Source organism: Sphingomonas sp. 22R3R2A-7 (genome assembly GCF_036856055.1).
GTDB lineage: Bacteria > Pseudomonadota > Alphaproteobacteria > Sphingomonadales > Sphingomonadaceae > Sphingomonas.
Window position 1 is genome coordinate 761615 of sequence record NZ_JASPFR010000001.1, and the last position, 20539, is coordinate 782153.

General features: G+C 65.7%; 16 protein-coding genes and 1 pseudogene. 4 read left to right on the forward strand and 13 right to left on the reverse strand.

The window, feature by feature from the left end; all coding sequences use genetic code 11:
• Nucleotides 1–37 precede the first annotated feature (37 nt).
• The 3 genes and pseudogenes from QP165_RS03490 (at nucleotide 38) to QP165_RS03500 (ending at nucleotide 2282) form a co-directional block, all read left to right on the forward strand.
• Nucleotides 38–735: pseudogene (locus tag QP165_RS03490) on the forward strand (pirin family protein).
• 57 nt (nucleotides 736–792) lie between these two features.
• Nucleotides 793–1620 carry an alpha/beta fold hydrolase gene (locus tag QP165_RS03495; RefSeq protein ID WP_333993838.1) on the forward strand — a complete coding sequence of 276 codons (828 nt, stop codon included), beginning with the start codon at nucleotides 793–795 and terminating at the stop codon, nucleotides 1618–1620.
• Nucleotides 1621–1691: 71 nt separating this feature from the next.
• A complete protein-coding gene (locus QP165_RS03500; RefSeq protein ID WP_333993839.1) occupies nucleotides 1692–2282 on the forward strand; it encodes an NADPH-dependent FMN reductase in 591 nt (196 codons plus the stop codon).
• Nucleotides 2283–2333: 51 nt separating this feature from the next.
• Here the strand turns inward: QP165_RS03500 and QP165_RS03505 are convergent, their stop codons facing one another.
• Nucleotides 2334–3917, reverse strand: coding sequence for a Na+/H+ antiporter (locus QP165_RS03505; protein ID WP_333993840.1), 1584 nt, complete (start codon nucleotides 3915–3917; stop codon nucleotides 2334–2336).
• Between the two features lie 158 nt (nucleotides 3918–4075).
• On the opposite strand from QP165_RS03505, the gene QP165_RS03510 reads away from it, so the two are divergent.
• A complete protein-coding gene (locus QP165_RS03510) occupies nucleotides 4076–5698 on the forward strand; it encodes an FAD-dependent oxidoreductase (protein WP_333993842.1) in 1623 nt (540 codons plus the stop codon).
• 119 nt (nucleotides 5699–5817) lie between these two features.
• Here the strand turns inward: QP165_RS03510 and QP165_RS03515 are convergent, their stop codons facing one another.
• The 12 genes from QP165_RS03515 to QP165_RS03570 all read right to left on the reverse strand — a co-directional run bounded on the left by QP165_RS03515 (nucleotide 5818) and on the right by QP165_RS03570 (nucleotide 20538).
• Nucleotides 5818–5982, reverse strand: a complete 165-nt coding sequence (locus QP165_RS03515) for a hypothetical protein (protein WP_333993843.1) — start codon at nucleotides 5980–5982, stop codon at nucleotides 5818–5820.
• A gap of 303 nt (nucleotides 5983–6285) precedes the next feature.
• Nucleotides 6286–7527, reverse strand: a complete 1242-nt coding sequence (locus QP165_RS03520; protein ID WP_333993844.1) for an MFS transporter — start codon at nucleotides 7525–7527, stop codon at nucleotides 6286–6288.
• A gap of 67 nt (nucleotides 7528–7594) precedes the next feature.
• Complete coding sequence (locus tag QP165_RS03525) at nucleotides 7595–10135, reverse strand: TonB-dependent receptor (protein WP_333993845.1); 2541 nt, start codon at nucleotides 10133–10135, stop codon at nucleotides 7595–7597.
• Nucleotides 10136–10417: 282 nt separating this feature from the next.
• Nucleotides 10418–11392, reverse strand: coding sequence for an alpha/beta fold hydrolase (locus tag QP165_RS03530; protein WP_333993847.1), 975 nt, complete (start codon nucleotides 11390–11392; stop codon nucleotides 10418–10420).
• A gap of 9 nt (nucleotides 11393–11401) precedes the next feature.
• Complete coding sequence (locus tag QP165_RS03535; protein ID WP_333993848.1) at nucleotides 11402–12310, reverse strand: alpha/beta fold hydrolase; 909 nt, start codon at nucleotides 12308–12310, stop codon at nucleotides 11402–11404.
• Nucleotides 12307–13296 carry an alpha/beta fold hydrolase gene (locus tag QP165_RS03540; RefSeq protein ID WP_333993849.1) on the reverse strand — a complete coding sequence of 330 codons (990 nt, stop codon included), beginning with the start codon at nucleotides 13294–13296 and terminating at the stop codon, nucleotides 12307–12309. The genes QP165_RS03535 and QP165_RS03540 overlap by 4 nt, the downstream gene beginning before the upstream one ends.
• 111 nt (nucleotides 13297–13407) lie before the next feature.
• Nucleotides 13408–14811, reverse strand: coding sequence for an MFS transporter (locus tag QP165_RS03545; protein WP_333993851.1), 1404 nt, complete (start codon nucleotides 14809–14811; stop codon nucleotides 13408–13410).
• Between the two features lie 20 nt (nucleotides 14812–14831).
• Nucleotides 14832–15395 (reverse strand): alpha/beta fold hydrolase, encoded by a 564-nt coding sequence (locus tag QP165_RS03550; protein WP_333993852.1) that lies wholly within the window; start codon nucleotides 15393–15395, stop codon nucleotides 14832–14834.
• 280 nt (nucleotides 15396–15675) lie between these two features.
• The gene (locus QP165_RS03555) at nucleotides 15676–16944 is read right to left on the reverse strand and encodes an LLM class flavin-dependent oxidoreductase (RefSeq protein WP_333993854.1); all 1269 of its coding nucleotides are present in this window, start codon (nucleotides 16942–16944) and stop codon (nucleotides 15676–15678) included.
• A gap of 1 nt (nucleotide 16945) precedes the next feature.
• Nucleotides 16946–17821, reverse strand: coding sequence for an LLM class flavin-dependent oxidoreductase (locus tag QP165_RS03560; protein WP_333993856.1), 876 nt, complete (start codon nucleotides 17819–17821; stop codon nucleotides 16946–16948).
• Nucleotides 17822–17860: 39 nt separating this feature from the next.
• Nucleotides 17861–19171 (reverse strand): M24 family metallopeptidase, encoded by a 1311-nt coding sequence (locus QP165_RS03565; protein WP_333993858.1) that lies wholly within the window; start codon nucleotides 19169–19171, stop codon nucleotides 17861–17863.
• Entirely contained in the window at nucleotides 19168–20538 is a 1371-nt protein-coding gene (locus tag QP165_RS03570) for an MFS transporter (protein WP_333993859.1), read from the reverse strand. The genes QP165_RS03565 and QP165_RS03570 overlap by 4 nt, the downstream gene beginning before the upstream one ends.
• Nucleotide 20539 lies beyond the last annotated feature (1 nt).

A 20539-nucleotide genomic window follows, 5' to 3' on the forward strand; every position in this document is an offset into this window, starting at 1 on the left:
GGTCATCGGAGCAGCAGCGCTCCCCAGGAGTCCGAACATGATCGACCGTCGCCCCTTCGACAGCCTTGGTGGTGCCAACCATGGCTGGCTCGATGCCAAGCATCACTTCTCGTTCGCGAGCTACTATGATCCAGCGCGGATGGGTTGGGGTGGGATTCGCGTGTGGAACGATGATACGATCGCGGCCGGGACCGGTTTCCCCCGCATCCGCACAACGATATGGAGATCATCACCTATGTCCGCGAAGGTGCGATCACGCATCAGGACTCGCTCGGCAATGTCGGCCGCACCGAGGCGGGCGATGTGCAGGTCATGAGTGCGGGATCGGGCGTCCGCCACTCCGAATATAACAGGGAGCCGGGCACCACCCGCATCTTCCAGATCTGGATCGAACCGAAGACGCGCGGCGAAGCGCCGTCATGGGGCGCCAAGCCATTTCCCAAGGGCGACCGGTCGGGCCAGTTCGTCACGCTCGCCAGTGGCTTTGCAGACGATGGCGACGCCCTGCCGATCCGCACCGATGCCCGCATCGTCGCGGCCACGCTGAAGGCCGGCGAAACCGCCGAATATCCGCTCGGCGCCAACCGCCACGGCTACCTCGTGCCGGCGATGGGCACGATCGAGGTCAACGGCACCCGCCTGGAGGCGCGAGATGGCGCCGCGATCGCCGACGAGTCCGTGTTGCGCGTGACCGCCATCGAGGACGCGGAGATCGTCCTCGTCGACGCCGCCTGATTGTCACCTTCGACCCGTAGCGTGCCGCGTACCCAACCAAGCCCGAGGAGACCTCGAATGCCCTTCATCACCACCGCCGACGAGACCGAAATCTTCTACAAGGACTGGGGCAACACGGACGCACCCGTCGTCATGTTCCATCACGGCTGGCCGCTCAGCTCGGATGACTGGGATGCGCAGATGATGTTCTTCGTTCAGAAGGGCTATCGTGTCATCGCGCATGATCGCCGCGGCCATGGTCGTTCGACGCAGTCGGCGAATGGCCACGACATGGACACCTATGTCGCGGATGTCATCGCGCTGACCGACGCGCTCGATCTGCGCGATGCCGTCCATGTCGGCCACTCGACCGGCGGTGGCGAGGTCGCCCGCTATGTCGCGCGCGCCAAGCCGGGCCGGGTCAAGAAGGCGGTGCTGGTCAGTGCGGTTGCGCCAATCATGATCAGGACCGACGCCAACTCGGACGGCGTGCCGATGGACGTATTCGACATGGTGCGCGAGCAGACGGCCACGAACCGTTCGCAATTCTACTACGACTTCACGCTGCCCTTCTTCGGGTACAACCGCGACGGCGCCGAGGTAAAGGAGGCGGTGCGGCTCAACTGGTGGCGCCAGGGCATGATGGGCTCGGCGCTCGCCCATACGCTCGGCATCAAGGCCTTTTCCGAGACCGACTTCACCGACGACCTCAAGGCGATCGACGTGCCGACGCTGGTCCTGCACGGCGAGGACGACCAGGTGGTTCCGTTCGCGACCACGGGCAAGATGTCGGCCGAAATCGTGAAGGACGCCAAGCTCATCTCCTACCCCGGCTTTCCCCACGGCATGCCGGTGACCAATGCCGATCGGATCAACGCCGATCTGCTCGCCTTCATCGAAGGCTGATCCCCGGGCAGGGCACGGAGCGATGGGGCGCTCCGTGCTTTGCACGACACGCTTAACGAGGAATTGCCGCGATGCCCGACCGGGTTCTGATCATCTACGGCTCCTATCGCTCCGACCGACAGGGCATTCGCCTTGCCGAGTGGCTCGTCCGCGCCTTTGCCGAGCGCGGTGCATCGGCCGAGCTCATCGACGCCAAGGCGGTCGATCTCCCCATGCTCGACCGCATGTACAAGGAGTATCCCAGCGGCGAGGCGCCGCCCGCGCTGGAAGCACTCGCAGAAAAGATCAGGACGGCCAACGCCTTCGTCTTCGTGACCGGCGAATATAACTGGGGCGTGCAGCCCGGGCTCAAGAACCTCACCGACCATTTCCTCGAGGAATGGTACTGGCGACCCGCGGCGATCGTCAGCTATTCGGCCGGACGTTTCGCCGGTGCGCGCGCCGGCCTCGCATGGCACGGCGTCCTGTCCGAGATGGGCATGGTGGTCGTGTCGAGCACGATCGCGGTGGGTGGGATCGGCAATGCCTTCGATGCGACCGGAGAACCGGCGGGCGACGGTGGCGCCGCCCTCACCCGCGCCTTCCCGCGCTTCGCCGACGATCTCGGCTGGTGGACGCAGGCCGCCCGCGCCCAGCGCGCGCGGCTCGACCCGCCTTATTGATCCGGCCGCCGTCCGCGCATCGTCATCGCGGGCCCGAGCAACCGAGCGCGTTCACCCCTTCGCTGCCGCTGCGGCCAGTTCCTCGAGGTCGAGATCGTGCTCGAGATCGTGGAGCGTCTCGTCATCGATGCGGCCCGCACGGTGCAGGCGAACCAGCTCGGCACGGCCGGCCGCGACCGCGGCGATGATGACGTCGAAATGGCTCGCGATCGCCACGTTTCGCTCCTCCACCGTACCGTCGAACGCATCCGCTGCCGTCGCCCGGGTGCGGTAGCGCCGCAGAAGCTGCGGGTGGATGACCGTCCCGTCGACCGCCACCGCCTCGCGTTCCACGAGCGCCAATTGTGCCTGGAACAGCATCATCTCCGCCGCGTGCAGATCGAGCGGCGGTCGCGCGCTGCCGTCATCATGCGGCTTTACGGCCCGGATGACCCAGCCGAGCGAGGTGCCCTGCACCAGGACGGTGACAAGGATCACGACGAACGCTGTGACGAGCATCAGATCGCGCGCCGGCATCGTCTCGGGCAGCGAGAGCGCGACTGCGAGCGTCACCACGCCGCGCATCCCGGCCCAGCTCATCACCACCGCCGCCCGCGTTCCGAGCGGTTGCTGTCGCGTCCACCCGATGCGGCGCGCGGTGGCGACGCCGGCATCGACCGCGAAGATCCACAGAAACCGCGCGGCAACGACCGCCAGGACGATGAGCAGCACGGGCCGCGCCATCGTGTCTATGACAATGTCGAGCCCGCCGACCCGGTCCAGCAGCCCCCGCAAGGACAGGCCGATGAGCAGGAACACGGTGGCTTCGAGAAGGAACACCAGCACCTGCCAGAATGCCATCGCCCGGATGCGCACGCGGGCGGTGAAGACGACATGCTGATACCAGCCGCAGACAAGGCCCGCGGTGACGACGGCAATGACGCCGGACACGTGCAGCAGTTCGCCCGCAATATAGGCGCTCCAGCAGACCAGCACGGTCGCTGCGATCATCAGCGTATCGTCGCCAAGCCGGCGGAGCAGGATCACCCAAAGCCCGCCGATCGCCGCGCCCACCGCGATGCCGCCCGCCACCAGCACGAAAAACGTTCCTGTCGCAGCACCGATATGGAAGCTGCCGGTCAGCACCGCCGCCACCGCGAAACGGAACAGCACCAGCCCCGCGGCATCATTCAGCAGGCTCTCGCCCTCGAGCAGCGTGGTCAGCCTGCGCGGGAGTTTCACCCGCTGCAACACGGCGCGGGCGGATACCGCGTCGGGCGGCGACAGGATCGCGCCCAGCGCGACGCAGGCAGCCCAGGGCAGTCCCGGCATGAGCAGCCGGGTCACGATCGCCACGACCGCCGTGGTGAAGAAGACGGCGCCCACCGCCAGCGAGAGAATGCCGGCCATGTGCCGCCGGAACGGTGCAACCGCGGTGAACCACGCGCCGTCCATCAGCAGGGGTGGAAGAAACAGGACAAGCACCAGCTCCGGATCGATCGCGATCCCTTGCACGCCGGGTACGAAGGCCACCGCGCACCCGCCGACGATCAGCGCGACTGCCGGCGGTAGCGACAGACGGCGCGCCAGATAGTGAAGCGCCAGCACCACCAGGAACATCAGGATGATCAGCTCGAAGTTCGCCGCTGGATGCACAAAGCCGCCCCTTTTCCTGCCGTCCGATGGTCCTGCAATCTGTCCCGAACGGCGTCAATGCGGTCGGGTCGCGCCCGCATTTGGGCTGCGCCGTTCCCGCGCGATTGCCGTCGCGGCGTTGGACGGGCTAGTGTCGGGGCGCAGAGGGGAAAGCGCTCATGGAAACGATCGGCCGTGACCTGCGGGAAATGCAGCGGGTTCCGCTGCAGCCTGCGCATATTGCCGCGATCCGGGCGGCGGGAAAACGCGCGCACTATCGCAAGGGAACGATGCTCGCCGAGATCGGCGCTCCGGCCGACCGCTTCGTCTATGTCGAGGATGGGGAGATCGAGGTCGTCAACCCGTTCACGGGCGATCGTCTGGTGCCTTCGACGCTGGGGCCCAACCAGTTCATGAGCGAGATCTCGCTGCTGTCCGGCGGCACATGGTCGCTACCGATGCGCGCAGCGAGCGACACGACCGTGGTCGAAGTCCCGCGATCCGCGATGCTGCGCCTGATGGCAGCGATACCGGAAATGTCGGACATCGTCATCACGGTGCTGGCGGCACGCCGTCGGCGACAGCTGGATGCCGGCGACGGCATGCTGGTGCTCGTTGGCGAAGACGAGGACAGGGCCGTCAGACGCGTGGCGGAGTTCGCCGCGCGCAACCGCCTGCCCTACCGCTCCTACCCGCTGGGCAGCGACGAGGCCGCGCATGTCGCCAGCAGTTGCGGAACCGCACCGCTGGAGCCCGTCGTGGTGTTCGGCCGCGACGTGGTGGTGAGCGATCCGACGCCGGAAAAGGTGGCACGGCTGCTCGGACTCGATCAGGATGTTCCTGAAGACGAGGCATTCGACGTGCTCATCGTCGGGGCCGGCCCCGCCGGCGTGTCGGCGGGGGTCTATGCGGGCGCCGAAGGGTTGCGCGCGCTGGTGGTCGACGAGACCGCGATTGGCGGCCAGGCCGGCACGTCCAGCCGGATCGAGAATTATATGGGCTTTCCCACCGGCATCTCCGGCGCCGATCTCGTGTGGCGCGGCGAGGTGCAGGCGATGAAATTCGGCACGCGCTTCGTCATGCCCCGGCGGATCGAGTCGCTGGACCAGCTCGACAACGGCGCCTTCTGTGCGACCTTCACCAATGGTCGGCGCGTTCTCGCCGCCTCTGTCGTGGTTGCAACCGGGGTGCAGTACAGACGCCTGCCGATCGCACGCCTCGCCGACTTCGAGGGCACGGGCATCTATTATGCGGCGACCGAGAATGAGGCGCGCTTCTGCCGCGATACGGAAGTGTTGGTCATCGGCGGCGGTAATTCGGCCGGGCAGGCCGCGATGTTTCTCAGCCGTACGGCGCGGCACGTTCGCCTGCTGGTACGCAGCGACACCCTGGCCTCGTCCATGTCGAGCTATCTGTCGAGCAGGCTTGAGGCGGACCCCGCGATTACCATCGAATACGGCACCCATGCCGTCGAACTTCATGGCGGGGACACTCTGGAGGCGGTGACGATCCGCAACGGAGACGGCGATCGCACCGTGGCAAGCTGCGCCGTCTTCGTGATGGTCGGCGCGGCGCCCAATACGGGCTGGCTCTCCGAACTGGTCGCTCTCGACGACAAGGGCTTCGTGCTCACCGGCGAAGCGGCTGGCGCGACGTCGCCTTTCGCCACGTCATGCGCAGGCATCTATGCCGTCGGCGACGTCCGCGCCGGGTCGGTGAAACGCGTGGCGTCCTCGGTAGGAGAGGGATCGGTCGTCATCTCCAACGTGTGGGAGCATGTGCGCGGCCTGGATCGATCCTGATCGGACGCCGTCTCCGCGGTTTTGACGCAGGCCACGACGCTCGGGCTGCCCTGCCCCACCCCCAACCCCTGACATCCGGTCATGTGTCCGGGCGCCAATTGCCTGGCGCCGTTCACCGATCACGTCCGAGCGAAGCGCGTCGATCTATAGGGCCGGGGCGAATATTGCAGGTCCTTCACCCACGGATAGGTCGGCACGCGGTGCCTGTTGGCAATGTGCGGGATGTCCTGGTCGATCGCGCCGGGCGACAATACCATCAAATGCGGGTTGGCGAGCGGCTTCATCGTTGGATTGAGATAGCACCGCGCGCTTGCCGGCCGTGGGGAGATAGAGTCCACGTACCGGGTAGTCGGCCTTCGTCTCCGCATGGAGATACTGGGAAAGCGGCCAGGCCGCTTTCCCAGTATCGGGGCAGCCTACAACTATAACTTGCCATCGTTGCCAAGCCGACTGTCAATCCTACCACACCTCAAGATATCTTCACTGTACGCCGCGTCATATGTAAACATGCTGACAGAGTAAGAGCACGTCATTTCGTTGGACGTGAGCGGCTGGCGACAGTTCGGCAGACCGGAAGTTTTCGTTCCTCACGTCATGATTTGCCCCTTGGTATGCTGCAATGGCCATCGTCGGCCGAACAATGTCAAAAGCATTTGAAATAACGCCGCAAGGATCAGAGCGACGGACACACCGCATGCCTGCGCCACCAACCCGAAGACTCCGCTACCCAGCGCGATCCCGGCATAGGTCGCCATCTGGTAAAGCGCGAGGCTGCGCGCCAGCATCATGGGCGGTGCCGACATCTGGACCGACACGTTGAAGGTCGACAGCGCCAGCACGGTCCCCGCCCCAGCGGCTAGAAGCGCCGCGCCCGTCGCGATGAAGCCGAGATCGGCCGCGATGCCGATCGCGCCACAGGCGACACCCATCGATGCGATCCGTACGGTAGTCTCGTTCGATAGCGACTGCCGGAACCATCGGCTGACGAACGAGCCGAGGATCGATCCGAGGCCGAAGATCGCCAGCAGTGTGCCGAAAACCCGCGCATCGCCACCGACCAGATCGCGCGCGACGAGCGGCATCAACGCCAGGATCGCGCTGGACATGGTCCCGAACAGGCCGGCGCGGATCATGCTTATGCGCAGCGCCCGCGATCCCACCGCATACCGGACACCGCCGAGCATCGAGGCACCGATCTTCTGGCGATCGGGCAGTTTGCGCGCGGTTGGCCGCCACCGCGACAGGACGACGATAAGCCCCACGAAGCTGATCGCGTTGACGAGAAACGCCGCCGTCGCGCCTCCCGCGCTGACGATCACGCCGCCGACAGCAGGACCGACGGTCCGCGACAGGTTGAACCCCAGTCCATTGGCGACGATCGCGGCGGGGATGACGGGGCGTGGTACGAGGTCGCCGACCGAAGCCTGCCATGCCGGCGCATGAAAGGCCGCACCACAACCGAGCAGGAAGGTCATGCCGAGGAGCAGCGCTGGAGTCAGCCGATCGAGCCATCCCAGGATCGCCAATGCCAAGGCGACCAGCAGCATGAAGAGTTGCGCGCCAAGCATCAGACGGCGACGGTCGCCATTGTCCGCCACCGCGCCCGCCAGCAGCGATACCAGCACGATCGGCAGCGCCGCTGCGGTCTGCACGAGCGCGACGTATTTTGCGCTGTGCGTCAACGACAGCATGATCCAGGCGGCACCGACCGACTGTATCAATCCGCCGAAATGCGACGCTGTGCTCGCCAACCAGACCGCGCGGAACACGGGAAAGGCGAACGGCGAGGTTGCGGTCGATGCGGCCGGGTCTTCGGCAGAAATACGCATGATATCCAATCGTCCCGCCGCGTTAAGGCCCCGCGCACGGCCCGATCGGGGCGGTGCATGGGCGCGATCAGAATCTGTATTTCATCTGGAGGCCATAGGTGCGCAGGTCGGGCAGACCAACGATCAGCGCGGAATTGTAGGTGCTGTAGCGGAAGTTGTTGGTGAACACGCTGGCGTCCGCGATCGTCGTGTACGATCGGTTGTTGGTCACGTTGTTGACGAACGCTTCGATCGAGAAGCCGTTCTGGCTGGCCCCCGTCCGCAGGTTGATCGTGTTACTGACCCGCGTCTTGACCAGATTGGCGGCGTCCGCCCACATGCCCGACTTGAACGCATAATCGACGCGCCCGAACCATGACGCGCGGTCCAGCCCGCCGATATCGCCGGTGTACTGGCCGCCCGCGGTCGCCGCATATTTCGACGTGTTCGGATTTTCGTTGCCGCTGAAATCTGTAATGCCGGAATAGGCGATCACGGTCGCGTTCTGAAACTTCTTGATCTTGCTGTCGGTCAGCGCCGCCGAGAAGTTGAGCGCGATCGCCCGGGTAGCATTGAACGTGCCGTCCAGTTCGATGCCGCTCATGTCGACCGCGCCGGTATTCGCCGAGCCGCGAATGATCTGCGTGGTGTTGGTGACCGTGTCGACGACGTTCATCGTGATCGCGTTGATCTGGCTGCGCCACGGCGCGAAGTATCCGTCCAGCGACATCCGCAGCCTGTTGTCGAAGAAGCGGCCCTTGATGCCAATCTCGTAGTTCGTGACCTTTTCAGGGGAGACCGCCACGTTGATGCCCGCCGCGCTGGCCAGATTCTGCTGGGCCACGCTGTAGGTCAGGAAAGCGGTGTTGAAGAGACCCGGGTTCACGCCCTTCGAATAGGACGCATAGGCCATCACGGCCGGCGTCGCCTGATACTGGGCGATGAAACGGGGCAGAAAATGCTTGTAGTTCTGGTTCAGCAACTTCGATCCGCCGGCGTAGAAGCCCACGGGAACGAACAGATCGGTGGTCGCGGTATATCCGGTCGGCTGCGCATAGGCGTACAGCTTGTCGATCTGATAGCGACCCTCGGCATTGAGGGTCAGCTTGTCGGTGACCGCGTAGGACAGGCCATAGAACGCGCCGAAGGTACGCGACCGGGTGGCACCGCTGACGGCCGAGGCATAGGCACCCGTACCGAGCGCGCCGTTGCCGCCGCCAAGACCGCCCTGCGAGAAGCTGTTCAGATAGCTCCCGCCGAAGCTCGCCTTGAACGGGCCGCCCTGATCGTAGCTGGCGCGCAACTCCTGCGAGAAATCGCGGTTGATGCGCTCGACCAGATAGGGAAAGTCGAAGTAGCTGCGACCGCCCGGAGTCAGGTTGACGATCGTCGTATCACCGTAATTGTCGAGATCGGACAATTGGCTGTAGCGTTCGTTATTGTAGCTGGTCAGCGACGACAGCGTCACCCCGGTGTCGCCGACCTCGTAATCGGCACCCAGATGCATGTGATAATAGCGTCGCACCAGACCATAGCCCTGAACGCCGTCGTCCGGATTGACCAGGCGGCCGTTCGGGTTGGCCAGAAAGTCCTGGATGACCGAGTCATTGGTCGTGTTGGACGAAGGCGTCGTGCTGCTGAGTTTCGGCGCCTTGCCGCAGAAGAACGGGTTCGAGACGGCGGCACCGGTGGGCGAGCGACCGGTCAGCGTGCAATTGGACTGGCCGGGCACGACCACCGCCCCGGCGGCGTTGGTGATGGTGTAGGCCGAGATCAGACCCTGCGCGGGTGCGCCGTCCTTGTCCTCCGACAACAGCCCGAACGCCTTGATCGTCAGCCGGTCCGTCGGCTTGGCGACCAGCATGACCGTTCCGCTGGTGGTCTTCTGGTCGCCAAGCGTCTGGCCGGGCACCGCTTTGTTCTCATACGAACCGTTCTTCGAGAAGCGGTCGCCGCTGATCCGGAAGGTCAGCTTGTCGCCGAAGATCGGACCTTCGAGGTCGGCGTGCAGCTTGTAGTTGTCGCGCGTGCCGATCATCCCGCCGACCGATCCGGCGAGCACATCACCTGGCACCTTGTTCACGACGTTGATCGCACCGGCGAACGTGCTGCGACCGAAATACGCGGCCTGCGGCCCTTTCAGGACTTCGACGCGCTCGGGATCGCTGATCGAGGAGAAGGCGCTCGGCGAGGCGACCGGCGCGCCGTCGATGAACAGCGCCGATGTCGGGTTCGTCGCCGCCGACGGGGTGAAGCCGCGGATGATGACCTGCTGGAACGAACGGTCGTTGCGACCCGCCGCGTTGTTGTTGACGTTCACGCCGGGGGTGAAGTTCGCGATGTCGTTGATCGTCGTGACGCCGCGTACCGCAAGGTCCTGACTCGACAGCGCGGTGACCGCGACCGGTGTCCGGAGAATGTCCTCGGACCGGCGGCGCGCGGTGATGACGATATCGCCGCCCGGCGGCGCGTCGGCTTGCGGGGTAGCGTCGGTTGCGGTTGCGGTTGCGGTTGCGGGCTGCGGATCGGCCGTCTGGCCCGCGGCAGGCGCCGCTAAGAACGTAACGCCCATCATCAGGACGGGCACCAGCGCGGAAGTCGACCGTGCAAATTGCTTCAGTCTATTCATGATAAATCCCCTTCAATACCAATTGATCGCAATCGATTCCCGACCAGGGGAACGATCGCCCACCGAAAAAACGGTGGTCGCGAGTTCATGAACACGTCCTGCGGCCGGCTTTTCTATCCGAGACCTGGCGCGGTCCCGGCGATATGCTCTGCCCTATCGGCAATGATCGGGATGCTCGTGCACCCTTCTTTCGCGACGATCATGATATCGTCACATGGTTCCTATAAGACGGATGATGGACGTTGACCGCTGTGTGGATAGTGGGGGTCGCTGATCTCCGTCTCAGTGCGCGGGGACGGTCCTGTCGAGGAACGTCTTGATATCCTGCGCGAACCGGTCAGGGATTTCCCACATCGGCCAGTGACCGACATTTGGGTAGCGCACGAGGTCGACATGCGTGTTGGCGAAGCGCCTGACCGACGCCTCCGCCCCTTGCGCGATGACGGTATCGCGCTCGCACCATTGCAGCAGCACCGGCGCGCGGATCGTCCCGGCGATCGCACCGACATCGGTCGTCTTGAACAACTCGGCGTTCGATTTCAGGAACGATTGCTGGCGCGCGACCGCACCCGGCAGGTTCGCCTGATCATACATCATCCGGGTCAGGTACGGCGGCACGTCCCAGCCGGGATGCGACGTGTCCTGGAATACCCATTTGTAGAAGATCTTCGGATGGTAATCGGGCAGCACTGCCTTGTTGAACGCCATCATTGTCCGGATCTTCCAGTCGACCGCGCGGGTCTGGCTGGGGCGCTCGAGCGGAAGGATCGAGAACGCCATCGCGGTGATCCGCTCCGGGTGGCCCGACGCATATTGCAGTGCGACGTTCGACCCGTTCGAGGTCGCGATCACCGCGATCTTCGAAATGGCCAATCGGTCGAGCACGCCGCCGACCAACTCCGCGGCGCGTGCGGTCGTATAGAGGGCCTTGGGATCGAGGCCGCTCAGGCCATAGGGTGGCCAGTCCATCCGGACGATCGTGTAATAGGGCTTTAGCCGCTCGACGAGCGGATCCCATTCGTGGAGGTTGACGCCGGTGCCGTGCAGCATCAGCACGGGTGGCCCCTTCCCCTCGACCCGGACATGCACGTCGACGCCGTCGATCTTGAAGAACTGCGACGGTGCGCCCGCATAGCGCTCGACCAACGCGGCGCGGTCGCTGGCGAACCACCCGGCACGGGCGGGCACGTACCAGGCGAGCCCGACGAGCAGCAACAACGCGACGACGCCTGACGCGCCTTTGATCCAGGAGGTCATTAACAATTCCTAACGCGTGGCCGGCGAATGGACGTCGTCCACGAAACGGGAGAGCGCAGCATCGAACGCGACCGGCGTATCGGCGCTGACGGTATGGCCGGCATCGGCAAAGGCGAGCACGCGCCCGTGCGGAAGGCTGGCGGCGAGCGTCTTCAGCCCGGCGACCGGCATCGCCGCATCCTTGCCGCCGACCACGAACACCACGGGAAGCGGCAGCTTTCCCGCCATGTCGGCATTGTCGATGCGAAAACCGCGCATCGCTCTGCGGCTATAGACCGGCCAGCTGAACTGCTGCCGCACCCAGGCCGCGCGGGTCGCAGCCGACAGCGTGCTGCCCGACATGAACGGGACGAGCGCATCGCCGCCAGCCGCGAACCGGTCGAGGTCGCCCGACATCAGGTCCGAGTTGGCCCGCCCGTACGCCGGGTCCGCGCGCACAACCTTGTTCGCGGGAATCAGACCGCCGGTGGTCGACACCATCATCAGTCCCGCGAGCGATCCCGTCCCGTATTTCCGGACATAATCGACGGCGGCATAGCCCCCCATCGACCACGCGACGATCGTCGGCCGGTCGAGCTTGGCCGCGGCAATGACCGCGGCGAGATCGTCGGCCCACAAACCTGTGTCGGCATACGCCTCCTCGCGCCATGGCTTGCCGGACGCGCCGTGCCCGCGCAGGTCGAACGCTACGAAGTGAAAGCGCCTGGCGAGTTCGGCATCGGCCTCCTGCGGCGCCCAATATTCCTTCGAGAAGCCCGCGCCGTGGATCAGCACCACCGCGGGCCCCGCCCGATTGCCCCATTCCTCCATCGCGATCGGCAGGCCGCCGCCGCCCTCTACGAAACGCACGTCCGCACCATGAGCGGCCGACGCGAACAGCAGCGCGGCCGCTGCAATCGCACGCGAAACGCGGATCATGGTCGGATCGCCTGCAGATAGGCATCGACCATCAGCGCAAACCGGTGCGGGACCTCCATCGGCGGATAATGGCCGACGTCTGGCATGCCGACGAAGCTGATCGCGGACGCGGAATCGAGATGCGCGACGAGCGCCCTCCCCTCGGTCGGCGTCATCACCGGATCATGCATGCCCCACAGGATCAGCACCGGCGCCTTCACGCTGTGCAGCCGCGCCATCGTCGTCTGCCCGTCTGCGGTCAGCGCGTGCAGCTTGAACTTGTTGGGTTCGGCGACGCGCAGGTTGCTGCGATAATAATAGTCGACCGTCGCGGCGCTGAGCCGGCTCTGGTCGCCGTACAGGAACGCAAGATATGCCTGCCAGAAATCGCGGCCTTCGATCCCCGTCGCCTTGGCGGCCGCGAGCGAAGCGTCGAGCGCCGGCGTCGACGGCAGTTTCAGGTTGGTTACCGAATCCGACGGCGTGTTCGACAGCACCAGCGCAGCGACGCGCTCGGGATAGGTCGCGGCGAAATAATAGGCGAGCGTGCCGCCGCTCGACACACCGACCAGCGTCACCTTCGAGATCTTCAGCGCGTCGAGAAAGGCGGCGGTGAACGCTTCGGGCGCACCGATTCGGGCAACCACCGCGTCGGAAACCGGTCCCGACAGCCCGGTCGGCGGCTGGTCGAACCGGACGACGCGGTAATGCGCCTTCAGTTCGGCAGCGACCCCGTCCCACGCGTCCAGCGTGCTGCGCGATCCGTGCAGCAGGAGCAGCACCGGTCCGCGACCTTCGTCTCGGTAACGGACATGGACCCCGGCCACATCGATGTAGCGATCGGCCGGTCGGCCAAGCTCGATACGCAATTGTTCGAGGGTCAGGCGCGTCGGAACGTCAATTGGTCCGCCAATTGGTACGGGGACCGGTACAGGAGCCGGTACCGCTGCGATCAGCGTTACCGCCGCCCCGGCAAGCCCAAATATCGATCGAAGCGAAATCTTCATGCGCGGGTCCTTGGCTGCGATACGGGTGCCGGGCGTGCTGAACGAAACGTGGGAGGCCTGTTTGCCCTGCCGTCCGGCTTCTCGGCGGAGCATGCCGGAGTTGCCTGCCGCCTATGCTTGTTCTTGACCTGGATCAATCTCAGGGCGACGCACGACGTCGCTCCGTCCCCCGAGCGGATAGAGCGTCATGAACACCGCGTTGCAGGCGTAGAGAACCACGGGCAGCACCGCGAACGCGACGTAGAGCGAGGTAATCGCCGATGCTGGCTGCGTGATCAGCTGTCCGTTCTTGGTCGGCATGTAATGGGCGTAACCCAGATAGACGCCGACCAGTCCGACGCCGAACGCGAACGCGGTCTTCTCGATCACCGCGATCACGCTCGACAACAGCCCCTCGCGGTGCCGCCCGGTCATGTCGCGATCATAGGCCAGCGTATCGCCGAGCATCGAGATCGACAGCAGGATCATCCCGCCCGAGCCGAACCCGGCGAAGATCGCGCGTGCGACCAGCCCGGCATCGGTGATCGACGCATCCGCGGTCAGCCAGCTCAGCGACACCGCGCACATGCAGGCTACACCGATCAGATACGCGTTGCGCTTGCCCGTCCGCCGTTCCAGCCACAGCCAGACCGGCATCGACAGCGCTACCGTGACGTTGCTGGCGATCGCGAACTTGATCTGGCCCGCGTAGCCGACCTTCAGCACGTTGAGCATGAACAGCAGGCTGGTCGTCGCGGCGCTCGCGAACGACAGGAACTGGAAGACCTTCGCGCCGACCAGCAGCATGAACGGCCGGTTGAGCAGAATCAGGCGGAACTGGCTGCCGTCCATGTGCGGCGCATGCGGTTTGGGCTCTAGCTCGGGCGCGTTGGCGGTGCCGAAGAACGACGCGGTCATCGCCGAGACGATCACCAGCGCCATGACGAAGCCCATCACCATATAGCCGCGCGCGCCACCGCCGCCCCAGCTGATGATCCCGGCAGTCCCGGCGATCGCGATCAGCTGGCCTATCGACACGAACACCGTGCGGAACGACAACAGCCGCGAGCGTTCGTATTTCGACTCCGTCATCTCGGACGGCATCGCCATGTACGGCACGTTGAACAACGAATAGCCGGTCGAATAGAGAATCAGCGCGACCAGCATATAGAGTGTGACCATGGTGTCGCTCATGACGGGCGGCGCGAAGATCATCAGGAACGAGCCGGCGGACACGACCGCGCCGAACAACAGGAACGGGCGCCGCCGGCCCCATCGACTGCGCGTCCGGTCGCTCATCGTGCCGACGAGTATGTCGGCGAACACGTCGTACAGCTTCGACACCATCAACAGGTATCCGGCGATCTCCGGCGACTTGCCGAGCACCGTCGTCATCAGCGCGGGAAAATAGGCGGTGACTGCGTTGAGCATCACCGAGACGCCGACCGTGCCGACACCGAAGCCGAGGCAGGTTCGCATCGACAATCGGGTGTCCGCCGCGGAGATCGGTGCGGAGGCGGGGCAAGTTGCCGTCATGGTCTGTGATCCTGCGCCGGTCATGCTGGCGTATCGAGGAAGGCGGTGATCGCACCAGCCTTGGCTGCGGGATCGGAGGCGACTGCAGCGATCATCGCGCGGGGAATGGCGGCGGCGGCGGCGGCGACCGAGGCGTTGAGGACCGCGAGTTCGCTGTCTGCCTTGAGCAGCAGCACCGGTGCCTCGATGAGCGGCATACGCTCGAGCGCACGGTACCGGAACGCCGCCAGATACGGCAGCGGATAGGTATCGAGCGCCTTGAGGACGTCGAGCGCCGCGTCGTGGAGGATCTGTGGCGACGGCATCGGCCCGTTGAGGCGGTTGGCCGGAATCTTTTCGAAATGCGGGAAGAACAGCGCCTGGTCGCGGACGAAGTTGAACGCCCAGTTCAGATGCATGCCATATTGGTCGGGGACGATCTTCGGCGCATAGTTCGCGAGGATCTTGTCGCGCATCGCGTCGCCGTAATCGGTGATGCCGTCGAGCACCGCATGCACGATCCGGTCGGGATAGGCCGCCGCCAGTTCGCACGCGATCCGCGCGCCGGTATGCGTGCCGTACACGTCGAACCGATCGATCCCCATCGCATCGGCAAGGCGGACGACGCTGTCGGCGAAATAGGCGATGTCGGGCTCAAGCTGCGCGGGCGCGGGGAGTCGCCGTTGCCCAGCGTGTCGGGCGCGATCACCGTCCGCCCCTGCGCTGCGAGCGCCTGCATCAACGGCGCCATCCAGCGCGACGACGAGGGCGAGGCGTGGACCAGGAACAGCGGCGCGTGCACCGGATCGGCGGCGACGATCTGCCGCAGGTGGACCTGCCCCTCGTCGATCGAGACGAACGCGCGTTCGATCCGGTGCGAGGCGATCATGCAGCCATGCCGAGATGGTTGCGCAGTTGCGATCCCTGGTACGCTTTGCGCAACAGCCCGCGCTGCTGGAGGATCGGCACGACCTCTGCGCAGAACACGTCGAGTTCGAGCGGCATGAATGCGGGCTGCAACGTGAATCCGTCGCACGCCTCGGCGTCGATCCACGTTTCCATGTGATCCGCGAACTGCTCGGGCGTGCCGACGAAGATGCCATGGCCGCGCGGCTTGCCCGCATAGTCGCGGCAGAAGTCTGCGAGGCTGCGACCGCTCTCGATCGCCGGGGCCATCATCTTGCGGATATCAGCGGGCGGGAATTCGCACGTCGCGGCGATGTCCTCGATCGGGATCGGCGCATCGGGAGCGTGGACGGTGAGGTCGTAGCCGATCGATTCACTCAGATATTCGATGCACAGCGCGTCGTCCGCGAACTCGTGCATCCGGGCCTGCGTCGTCCGCGCCTCCTCCTCGGTGCTGCCGAGGATGAAGGCGAGACCGGGCATGATCTTCACCAGGTTCGGGTCGCGACCCGCCGCGGTGATGCGCGCGCGCATGTCGTTGCGATAATCGCGCCCCGCCTCGATCGTCGGCGCGGCGCAGAAGATCGCCTCCGCGCTACCCGCCGCGAACGCACGACCGTCGGGCGACTGTCCGGCTTGGACGATCAGCGGACGGCCTTGTGGCGGGCACGGCATGGCGAGCTTGCCGGCGAAATCGAACCACGCGTTCTGGAGCGCGTCCGACTTGCCGTCGCAGGAGCTGCGCCAAAAGACCTCGGTCGCGTCGAGAAACGCCTGCGCACGGTCGTAGCGCAGCGACTTGTCGAGCAGTTCGGTCTCACCGAAATTGAGCGCGGCGTTGACGTGCGCGGTGGTGACGATGTTCCAGCCGGCACGACCGCCGCTCAGGTAATCGAGCGCGGCGAACTTGGCGGCGACCTCGGCGGGTTCGTTGAAGGTCGTCGAGACGGTCGCGACGAGGCCGATATGGCTGGTCGCGCCGGCCATCACCGACAGCAGCGTGAACGGATCGAGCGTCGGGATCGCGAGGCGACCGGGCGTGCGGCCGGCGGCGTCGCGGCCCTGGAGCTGGTCGCCGAACACGATCGCGTCGAAACAGCCGGCTTCAGCAGTGCGCGCGACACGCTCGTAATAGGCGCGGTCGAACACCGCGGCGGGGGTCGCGTCCTGGTCGCGCCAGCCACCGGGATAGAAGCCGATACCCTGGAGAAAGGCCCAGAGGTGAAGGCGGCCATTGGGGTTTTCCATTTTACGCGGCCTTGCTGAAGGGGTTGGCGGGGCGAGGGACGCCGATGCGGCTGCGCCAGCAATCGCCGGCCCGGAATGCGGTTGCGGGCACGAGCGCACGGGCGGCGGCGATCGCCGCAACATCGGGGTTGCCGGTCAGATGAATGCCGGCTGCGCCAACGGCCTGCGCGATCGCCAGCGTCGCAGCGACCTCGGATGCGACGCTCTTGAGAAGAATCGCCGGGCGATAGGGCGCGGCGGCGGCGCGTTCGATCTGCGCCTTGACGTCGCCGACCGATGTCGCCGCGATCAGTACAACGTCCGCCGGCACGGTAGAGTCGATGATCTCCCCGACGGGTTCGCGGAACAGCAGGGGATAGCCGAGCTTGGGTCGTGCCGCATTCAGCGGGCCGACGGTCGAGAAATACGGTCCCTCATAGTGCACCCGGCGGACCTTGGTACTCTCGAGATACACGCCGCTCGTTTTGTCGAGGACCAGTGCGTCGCCGTCCCAGCTGTCCCACAACGCCTGCGTCGCGCCGATGAAGTCGTCATGTTTCACCACCGCCTCGCCCGGGGGCAACGCATAGCTCGCGCCGTACGCGGTATCGAAGCGTGCGGGGTCGGTGCAGGTCGGCATCCACCCGGAACGCCCGTCGCTCAGTATATCGATCGCCGACAGCGCGCGGGCGACGTGGAACGGCAGGCTGTGCAGCGCCGGCAGCACGCCGACGACTACCGCATTGCGCACCACGCCCAGAGCCCACGGCATCGTCACCAGCGCCTCGATGCCCGCGGGCGCGACGACGCCATCGACATCATTGCCGAGCAGCAGGAAATCAATGCCGGTCGCGTCGATCCCGGCCAGTTTGGCGGTCAGGGCAGGGACGCCGCCCAACGACGGATCCATACATGCGGAAAGTAACATACTGATCCTTCAGACTGTGATGACGTGCTCGCCGATCGCGTGGATCGGCTCGCAGCCGTCCACGGTAATCACGACCAGGTCTTCGATATGGATGGAGCCGCCGATGCCGACCTCGACCACCGGACAGTCGACGCTGATCACCATGCCGGGCTCGAGCGTCAGATTGTGCTTCTTGTAGAAGCCGCCCGCTTCGAGCCCCGGTTCGTCGGAATGCATCAGGCCGACGCTGTGCGGGCCGAAGCCGATCATGTCGGCGACCCCCGCCTTCTTGAGCGCCGCGTAGCCGAGCGCTGCGATCTCGGCATAGTCGAGGCCGGGGCGCAGCTGCTCGCGAATGGCGTCCCAGCCGAGCACCGCCGCCGCCGCCGCACGCCTGGCGGCCGGCGCAGGCTCGCCGACGAAGACGGTGCGTGCATAGTCGCCGTGGTAATTCTGGAAGTGCCCGACGCCGTCGAGGAACAGCGACTGCCCGTCGCGGATCCTGTCGCCGGTCGGCAGGTCCGACGAGACGCGGTCGACGGTCATGAACAGCGACCGATTGCCGCGCTTGGCGCTTTCTACGCCGAACAGGTTGCGGACCTGGTGATAGCTCGCACCCTCGCGCAGTTGCGCGACCACGGCGTTGACCGCGGCGGCATTGGCCCCTGCCCCGCGCCGCATCAGCGCGAGTTCGAGCGGCGATTTGGCGATCCGGATCCAGCGCAGGATATTGTCGGCCGGCGCCAGCGTACCCGGCCGATCGTGCCGCTCGCAGACTTCGGCGATCACGGGATGATCGAACGCGACCCGGCCGTTCCAGAGTCCCATCGCCTTCAGCGCTCGGGTCAAGGCACCACCAGCGTCGTGCAGCAGCGGTTCGACGGCCAGGACGGCGTCGGTGCCGATGTCGCGCCGCAGTTCGACATCGGATCGTGGATCCGTGCCTCGGTCGGCGAACATGCCGTGCCGCACACCCAGTGCGTCTGGATCGCCGTCGTCGCCCGCTTCGACGAAGAGGTAGCTCTGGATACCCGATCGCGCGCCCCCGTCGGCGAAGGTGTAGTAATAGATGAAATGCGACGTGACGATCGCCGGTTTCTGGCGCTGGTCACGCGACAGGATCGCGAAGGTCGTCGGTGGCTGGCCCAGCCGCGTCGTGCCGATCTGGGGCCAGTAGCCGAGCATGTGATAGACGTTGAGCGGATCGCCGACGACGATACCGTCGATATCGAATCGTTCCATCACCTCGTACGCGCGCGGCAGGTTCATCGGGCCCCCGTCACGCAGCGCGTCGAGCAGCGCGTCGTCTTGGGCGAGCCAGTCTGTCGTATCGGCGATCATGCCGCCGCCACCTTGAATGCGGGGGTTCGGTTCGCACCAGCCACCCGCGCGAAGCAGAAGGCCGCCACGAGATAGGCTGGCACAGCGACGCACAGGATCGCGTAACCGACCAGTTCGGGTCGCCCGAACACATGCTGGGTCAGCACCGCCACCAGCACCGGGCCCAATGCCGCGCCGAACACCGTGTTCATGAGGCCGGTGATCGAGATCGCCATCCCGCGCATGTCGGCAGGCGCCTCGGCCTGCAGATAGGTGAGCGTCGCCGCACCGACCATCGCGGTGATCCCGGCAAGTGACCCGCACAGCACGCACGCAAGCGTCAGGCTGGGCGCGAGCACCGCGCAGGCCGACGGCAGTGCGACGAACGGCAGTATCACCAGCAGCTTCGGAATCGCGTCATGCCCGGACCGCTTGACGATCCGATCGACGATCCAGCCACCGACGATCGGGCCGAGCAACCCCGACACGATCGCCATCGGCCCCAATAGTGGCGCGACCTCGGCGGGTGTGACGCCGAACTTGCGCGAGATCATCGCGACCTGCCACGCGAACGCACCGTAGGTGCCGAGAAAAAACGCGGCGAACCCGAGATAGATGGCGACGAACTTGCTGCGCTCGGTCCAGAAATGCGCGAGTGTCCGCGATACCTGCGAACCCCAGCTTTCCCGCGTCGTCGTCATCACCGCACCACGGCGCGGCGGCTCGCGCGTTGCGAGGAAGGCCAGCGCAACCACGGTGCCGGCGAGGCCACACACGACGAACACGGTCCGCCACGGCGCCAACCCACCCAGTATCGGCCAGCCGGCGAAATCGCCGCGCGCGGCCGCCCCCAGCAGGAACCCCGCGACGGAGATCGACACGCCCTGCGCGATCGCCTGGCCCATGATGTAAAACCCTACCGCACGCCCCCGTCGACCGGGCGGGAACAGGTCGGCGATCAGCGAGATCGCAGCGGGCGCCAGCGCCGCTTCGCCCAGCCCGACCAGCAGGCGCGACAGGAACAGCTCGCCGAACGATCCGGCCAGCCCGCCGCCGATCGTCGCGCAACTCCACACGAAGATGCCGATGACGATCAACCAGCGGCGCGAGGTGCGGTCGGCGACGACGCCCAGCCACACACCCATCACCGCGTAGAACAGCCCGAATGCCAGCCCCTGCAACAAGCCGATCTGCACATCCGAGATCAGCAGTTCGCTCTTCACGCCATCGACGACGATGTTGAGCAGCCCGCGGTCGATCACCGAGACGATCGACGCGACGAACAGCAGCAGCAATATCGTCCAGGCGCGCAACGGCGGCGGATAGCCTTGGTCGGCGGACGCGGTGGCGATGGCAGATGTTGCGGCGGTGGGGTTCGGGCTGGTCATG

Excerpts from the sequence above, each read along its gene's own strand:
- QP165_RS03535 (WP_333993848.1), bottom strand. The coding sequence starts at position 12,310 with ATGATCCGCGTTTCGCGTGCGATTGCAGCGGCCGCGCTGCTGTTCGCG.
- QP165_RS03545 (WP_333993851.1), bottom strand. The coding sequence starts at position 14,811 with ATGACGGCAACTTGCCCCGCCTCCGCACCGATCTCCGCGGCGGACACC.
- QP165_RS03520 (WP_333993844.1), bottom strand. The coding sequence starts at position 7,527 with ATGCGTATTTCTGCCGAAGACCCGGCCGCATCGACCGCAACCTCGCCG.
- QP165_RS03555 (WP_333993854.1), bottom strand. The coding sequence starts at position 16,944 with ATGGAAAACCCCAATGGCCGCCTTCACCTCTGGGCCTTTCTCCAGGGT.
- QP165_RS03530 (WP_333993847.1), bottom strand. The coding sequence starts at position 11,392 with ATGACCTCCTGGATCAAAGGCGCGTCAGGCGTCGTCGCGTTGTTGCTG.
- QP165_RS03550 (WP_333993852.1), bottom strand. The coding sequence starts at position 15,395 with ATGGGGATCGATCGGTTCGACGTGTACGGCACGCATACCGGCGCGCGG.
- QP165_RS03515 (WP_333993843.1), bottom strand. The coding sequence starts at position 5,982 with ATGAAGCCGCTCGCCAACCCGCATTTGATGGTATTGTCGCCCGGCGCG.
- QP165_RS03540 (WP_333993849.1), bottom strand. The coding sequence starts at position 13,296 with ATGAAGATTTCGCTTCGATCGATATTTGGGCTTGCCGGGGCGGCGGTA.
- QP165_RS03565 (WP_333993858.1), bottom strand. The coding sequence starts at position 19,171 with ATGATCGCCGATACGACAGACTGGCTCGCCCAAGACGACGCGCTGCTC.
- QP165_RS03500 (WP_333993839.1), top strand. The coding sequence starts at position 1,692 with ATGCCCGACCGGGTTCTGATCATCTACGGCTCCTATCGCTCCGACCGA.
- QP165_RS03570 (WP_333993859.1), bottom strand. The coding sequence starts at position 20,538 with ATGACCAGCCCGAACCCCACCGCCGCAACATCTGCCATCGCCACCGCG.
- QP165_RS03510 (WP_333993842.1), top strand. The coding sequence starts at position 4,076 with ATGGAAACGATCGGCCGTGACCTGCGGGAAATGCAGCGGGTTCCGCTG.
- QP165_RS03495 (WP_333993838.1), top strand. The coding sequence starts at position 793 with ATGCCCTTCATCACCACCGCCGACGAGACCGAAATCTTCTACAAGGAC.
- QP165_RS03525 (WP_333993845.1), bottom strand. The coding sequence starts at position 10,135 with ATGAATAGACTGAAGCAATTTGCACGGTCGACTTCCGCGCTGGTGCCC.